Annotated in this window: 5 protein-coding genes and 2 pseudogenes; 3 read left to right on the forward strand and 4 right to left on the reverse strand. The window is 55.2% G+C overall.

Going from position 1 to position 5314, the window contains the following annotated elements:
- Positions 1 to 62: 62 nt before the first annotated feature.
- Positions 63 to 353: pseudogene (locus tag RH91_RS20710) on the forward strand (transposase); the annotation flags it as partial.
- Between the two features lie 221 nt (positions 354 to 574).
- A pseudogene (locus tag RH91_RS20715) lies at positions 575 to 963 on the forward strand (transposase); the annotation flags it as partial.
- A 350-nt stretch (positions 964 to 1313) separates the two neighbouring features.
- Here RH91_RS20715 and RH91_RS22705 read toward each other — a convergent pair.
- The 3 genes from RH91_RS22705 to RH91_RS23345 are packed head-to-tail and all read right to left on the reverse strand — an operon-like array spanning position 1314 to position 2482.
- On the reverse strand, positions 1314 to 1832 hold the full coding sequence (locus RH91_RS22705) for a hypothetical protein (RefSeq protein WP_157137075.1): 519 nt from the start codon (positions 1830 to 1832) through the stop codon (positions 1314 to 1316).
- Positions 1833 to 1889: 57 nt separating this feature from the next.
- Positions 1890 to 2228, reverse strand: coding sequence for an HVO_A0114 family putative DNA-binding protein (locus RH91_RS20720; RefSeq protein WP_010165342.1), 339 nt, complete (start codon positions 2226 to 2228; stop codon positions 1890 to 1892).
- The gene (locus tag RH91_RS23345) at positions 2225 to 2482 is read right to left on the reverse strand and encodes a toxin-antitoxin system TumE family protein (RefSeq protein WP_081469610.1); all 258 of its coding nucleotides are present in this window, start codon (positions 2480 to 2482) and stop codon (positions 2225 to 2227) included. Before RH91_RS23345 ends, RH91_RS20720 begins: the two co-directional genes overlap by 4 nt.
- A 1041-nt stretch (positions 2483 to 3523) precedes the next feature.
- On the opposite strand from RH91_RS23345, the gene RH91_RS21970 reads away from it, so the two are divergent.
- A complete protein-coding gene (locus RH91_RS21970; RefSeq protein ID WP_157137076.1) occupies positions 3524 to 4696 on the forward strand; it encodes a glycosyltransferase in 1173 nt (390 codons plus the stop codon).
- 25 nt (positions 4697 to 4721) lie between these two features.
- Here RH91_RS21970 and RH91_RS20740 read toward each other — a convergent pair whose 3' ends face one another.
- Complete coding sequence (locus tag RH91_RS20740) at positions 4722 to 5015, reverse strand: hypothetical protein (RefSeq protein ID WP_010165346.1); 294 nt, start codon at positions 5013 to 5015, stop codon at positions 4722 to 4724.
- Positions 5016 to 5314 lie beyond the last annotated feature (299 nt).

Genomic DNA, 5314 nt, shown 5'->3' on the forward strand with positions numbered 1-5314 from the left:
AGGGTCAGGACCCATTGATATGAGAGTCGCGATCTGATTCAGGCTCTGCGAGGAGACTGGCGATGAGCGACCTGTATTGGCTGACCAACAAGCAGATGGCGCGGCTGGAGCCGTACTTTCCCAAGAGCCACGGCAAGCCCCGGGTTGATGATCGGCGGGTGTTGAGCGGCATCGTTTTCGTAAACCGCAACGGGATGCGCTGGTGCGATGCGCCCAAGGAGTACGGACCGCACAAGACCCTCTACAACCGTTGGAAGCGGTGGGGCGAGCGGGGCGTGTTCCTGCGCATGATGGAAGGACTGGCCGCTGCGAGCGCCACGCCCAAGACAATCATGATCGGCGCGACCTATCTGGCCCCCGTACATTATGGGGACACGGACTCACGGTTGGCTGCAAATACCTGATTTACCGCCGATAGTTTCAGAAACGCCCGGTTCTGTAGGTAATCATAACGGTGACAGAAACGTGCGGCTTTCGGCCTTTCATAAACCGATTGCCCTGAAAACCCGTACGGCAACCGGTCTACGAAAGCCTACCGGAATCTGTGTCCCCATAATGTACAGGGGCCCATTAGAAGACCACGACCTTCGTCGGCGCACTGACGACATTGGGCATGATCGCGCCGATGGTGCTCGACGGACCAATGACCGGCGAATGGTTCCTCGCCTATACCCAGCAGGTGCTCGTGCCCACGCTCCACCAAGGCGACGTCGTCATTCTCGACAACCTTCCCGCCCACAAGGGCGACGGGGTGCGCAAGGCCGTTGAGGCTGCGGGCGCGACGCTCCTGTTCCATCCGCCATATTCGCCCGATTTCAACCCGAGAACGCCTTTTCCAAACTCAAGACCCTGCTGCACAAGGCCGCCGCTAGAACCGTCGACAACCTCTGGCGCGTCATCGGCCAATCCGTCGATCAATTCACCGCCGCCGAGTGCCAAGACTACTTCGCTCACTGCGGATAATATGCTTTCTGATCGAAAAATGCTCTAACATTGACGCACGGAAGTCAGCATATTGTTGACGCAGCCTGGTGAAGTTGGCGACCCATGCCTCGAATCTAAAGCCAATCGATATGCCGAACTTGAAACCTCTCACGCTGCCAGGAGCAGGAGAGAGAGCAAAATGCGAAGCGGCTTGAGCTGATCCGGTCTCGGCCGATCATCCCACTCCCAGCTATACTCGTTGGTGAGTGCGATATGCTCCCAGCCCAGCGGTGCGACATAGCGGAGGAGGGCGGTAGGTCCGCTGAGCGGCAAATGTTTTAAGATGTCCTATGGGCAAGTATCGAAGCTGCGCCTGATCAAAAGGAAAATTAGCTAAATTCGCATTGCATCAATATAGATACCGCGTCGGCACCATAAACGCTACGAATAAGCGTTTGACAATGCCAATAAAGCTTTTGGTCTTGTCCGGCACGAAGCATGCTTTGTATTTCAGCTAATTCACTGGGTTTTAGTTTATCTTTAAGGGCCGATGAAAAACGACTCCATACGACCTGAGCTTTTATCGCGTCCTTTGTAGGATCGGAAACGTGCTGTGACGCAACCGGTAGGTATCTCTGAAACATTTGCCTCGCGCCTTTAAGCATTTGGTTATTGGCACGTTCTTTAAAATAAACCCTAATACCCAGGCCGCAGAAGACTACGATAGCCACAATTCCCACGACCCAGAAGAGCCCGTATTCGCCTATGTATGAGCCGAGATTAACAGCCAGAACGAGCGATACTATGCCGCAGATTCCGTAACCAAATATATTAGCAATCCAGCCTTTTATGACAGAAGCACCAAACAAAATAACAAATATAATAAAAATTAGTAATGCGGTGATCATATAAGATCTCACCCTAAAGCAGTATGCGTCTAAACTTGGTATCCATATCGTGTATCTTCATGCAGCCTTGAGCATAAAATCGACGTGGACGGCATCGTAGGGGAAGACGACTCCGTTCTCCGCCCGGTCGATCACGCCGGCATTGATGAGCGCCAGCATGTCGCCATGCACGGCCTTTATGTCTCGATCTAGCCGACGGGCGACTTCGCGGATGGCGAGCGGGCCTTGGCCTGTCATGGTTCGGATAATGTCCCACCGTTTGGGACTGATGGTTTTCCAGAGCAGATCAACCGATGCGAACGAGATGCGTTGGCCATGCGGCTCATCGCGGAAAGCGGCTGCCAACTGTTCCTTGGCCTCGCTGATCGAGGATACGCTGAGCGTCACGGTGTTCATATTTGCCTCCTCCAAATCTCAACGTCTGCCCAGAAATTGGTCATTAGGGCATCAACCCCCCGGAACGGGTAATGCAACTCGACCGGGCCCAGATGCTTGTGGTCGCCCTTCCCAGCCTCGTTGTCATACCGCAGTACGCAGACTCCAGTATCGACCAGCGCGGGCCGGTATTTGGATTGATGACTGCTTCCCGCGAGCGGAGCGGGAAGCCGCCAGACTACCAATTCCACGAACGTGGTTTCAGAAAGACCGATCCGCTAACGGACACGCAGTTCAGCCTTCATGTTGGAGTGGATGCCAACGCCAATGCCTGTTGTCAATAAGTGGAACGAATTGAGGAGTGCTCAAGCGTGTAAAGCAGGCGTTTTCCCCGATAAGAACATGGCCAGAATCGTACGCGAGCCATCTGATGCCGCCAGTCAGCTGCTCGTCTTGCCCATCGCGAGGATTTCCCAAAGCTAAGAAGTATGTTATCACTCATCTGCCGGCCCTTATATCGGCGTATCCCCTCAAGTACTTGAGGGCTGCAACCTAGCCCGCAACGAGAGATCGTTGCGGGCTTTTTTTGGTCGGAAAAGGCTGACCAGACCGACGCGGGTAAGCTGCTAGGTGTTTAGGTGCGGATAAGCATCGAAGCGGGACCCCATTCCTTCTCAGCGCAACCATTTGAAAGCGCGAAAGGAAATGATTTTTTCAAGGGGTCCGGACCAGCGCCGATTGGCACCCCCTCCAATTCCGGCTTCACTAACTTTAACAGATGTTTAGCAGGATTTAGGTGGGGGCCTACTTCGATGCTTATCCACACGCAATTAAAGAACAGGGGCCAACAGGTGATAGGCAAACGTAAAAGTATTAATAACGTACGCTTTACAATTACCGCAATTGCGGATTTACATCGATCCCGAGCGTGACTAGCCGCATTGCTATGGCAGAGTAGTTGCCTCGTCGGCTACTGAGGGACACCACATCCGCGCGTTCCGCATCCTCCCAAAACTGCGTTAGGTGCCTGTGATCGTGCAGAAATGGATACAGCTCACGCAAAGCCAGCTGGACCGGTGGCGTTGCAATCGGATCGTCAGGGTGTAGTCTGACTGCCTCCGAAAGTATCTGAAGCGCAGCGTTCACTCGAGCCGGATCCTGTTTTCTCATGATCGCTTTGAAGCACGAGTCTCATCACTTTCACTAGAATTTCTAGCAACCCGCGTTATGAGCTGCGCGCGAGGGCCAAGATGCCCAATCTGGGGGGGCTGAATTCCCCCTCGTCGGACCGGTTCCGATTGATTGCATATCGGAGCATGGACGTGAGTTCGCAAACGTTGGTTGTAACCCCAAGCACGCCACTAGGGATTGACGGATCGAGGCTCTTTCTCGACATCAAGGCGGTCAATGGGCTCAAACGATATGCTGCGCTCTGGCCGGGTCGTGTTCGGTGTCTGATGCGGTTGGGGGATCGATCGCATATCGCATTTGGCGAAAGTTACGATCGCGCAGAACTTCCGTTCGACATCGTTCCTGTCGAACGAACGATCCGTGACCATGCAGATGCCCTGAACGATGCTGCGATCTTGCTTGCCTCCGGTGACAGTCATCTAGATCTTGAGCTACCCGATATTGTCGCTACGCCGACTGTTTTCGTTATCGAATACACGCTTGAAACGCGCCTCAGAATCCTTCGCCTTGATCATAGCCTGTCGATACAGACCGCAAAATCAGCCGCATGGCTGCTCTTGCGCGAACGCGACCGGCGACGGGCGTTTGGCAAAGCCGTAGGCCTTCAGGCCAATGGAACCCCAGCGTTCGACAGCTATCGAACCCTCACACCATCCTCGATATGCTATTTCGACACACGTATGACCAATGCGCAACAGATCACAAACGCTGAGATCCAAGAGAAGATAGCGCAGGTTCGCGCCGGGCGGCCGTTAAGGCTCGCCTTTTCAGGTCGCCTCGCTAAAATGAAAGGCGCAGACCATCTTATTCCGTTTGCGGTTGCGCTTAAGGGCAAAGGGACCGCCTTTACCCTTGATATTTATGGCGATGGTCCGTTGCATACGGATCTGCAGGACGCGGTTCAGGGCGCTGGCCTGCGGGATCTTGTCCGGCTGAACGGTCCCATACCGTTCGACACTGGGTTAGTTCCGAAGATGAAAAACTCGATCGACCTGTTCGTGTGCTGCCACCGGCAAGCTGATCCGTCCTGTACTTATATGGAGACCCTTAGCTGTGGCGTGCCGATCGTCGGATATGACAATGCGGCGTTCAAGGGGATCGCCGCGCTCGGGAATGTTGGAGTGACGGTTCCGATTGATAATATCAACGCGCTGGCCACCGCCACAGCGTCACTCGCCGATGACCGGGACCGACTTGTCGAAATGATGCGTGCCGCCGCGCAGATCAGCCAGCATCACAGCTTCGAGAGTATTTTCAGCCAGCGGGTCAATCATCTTCGGACGATTGCGCAGGTCTGATCCGCGGCTTCCCGCTTCACCGCAGTCACGCATCAACCTCGAACCCCAGCGCCACCAATCGGGTCGAGATCGCCGCGTAATCGCCGCGCCGACTGCTCAGCGATATCGGATCCGTCCGACCAACATCCTGCCAGAACCGCGTGAGATCCTTTAGATCGCGCAGGTACGGGTACAGCGTCCGAAGCGCCAGTTGCACCGGTCGGTTTGTGATCGGGTCAGCCGGGTGCCGCGCGACCGCCTCGCCGGGCACCTGGAGGGCTAAGTTGATGAGGGCCGGGCGCGCTTCTTCATGCGCGCGGCAGGGCGCGGTCGGCAGCAATTCAGTTAAAACGTTACAGGATCGATAAGAGCGGGCTGCGGCGCGGAGTCTCGCCGCAGCCCTAGCCGCGTAGTCTCCCCAGTCGCAGCGGCTGAGGTTAATCTACCCGAATATCCGTCAATGCATAAGTAAAACCTACGGGCTACACGGCTGCCGAATAAAACGCGGCACGCATTGCCTTGAAGAGTATCGCGCTTTCCCCCCGTCCAGTTTGCCAGAGCGGGACACCAACCGATGCTAACGATCAGACTGAGATAACGGGTCAAGTCCCCATTCTCAACGCGAAGCCGCGACAAGGC

The sequence above is a fragment of the Sphingomonas sp. PAMC 26617 genome (assembly GCF_000242835.1).
Lineage (GTDB): Bacteria > Pseudomonadota > Alphaproteobacteria > Sphingomonadales > Sphingomonadaceae > Sphingomonas.

Coding starts and splice junctions, on each gene's coding strand:
- RH91_RS22705 (WP_157137075.1), bottom strand. CDS start 1,832: ATGATCACCGCATTACTAATTTTTATTATATTTGTTATTTTGTTTGGT.
- RH91_RS20720 (WP_010165342.1), bottom strand. CDS start 2,228: ATGAACACCGTGACGCTCAGCGTATCCTCGATCAGCGAGGCCAAGGAA.
- RH91_RS21970 (WP_157137076.1), top strand. CDS start 3,524: ATGGACGTGAGTTCGCAAACGTTGGTTGTAACCCCAAGCACGCCACTA.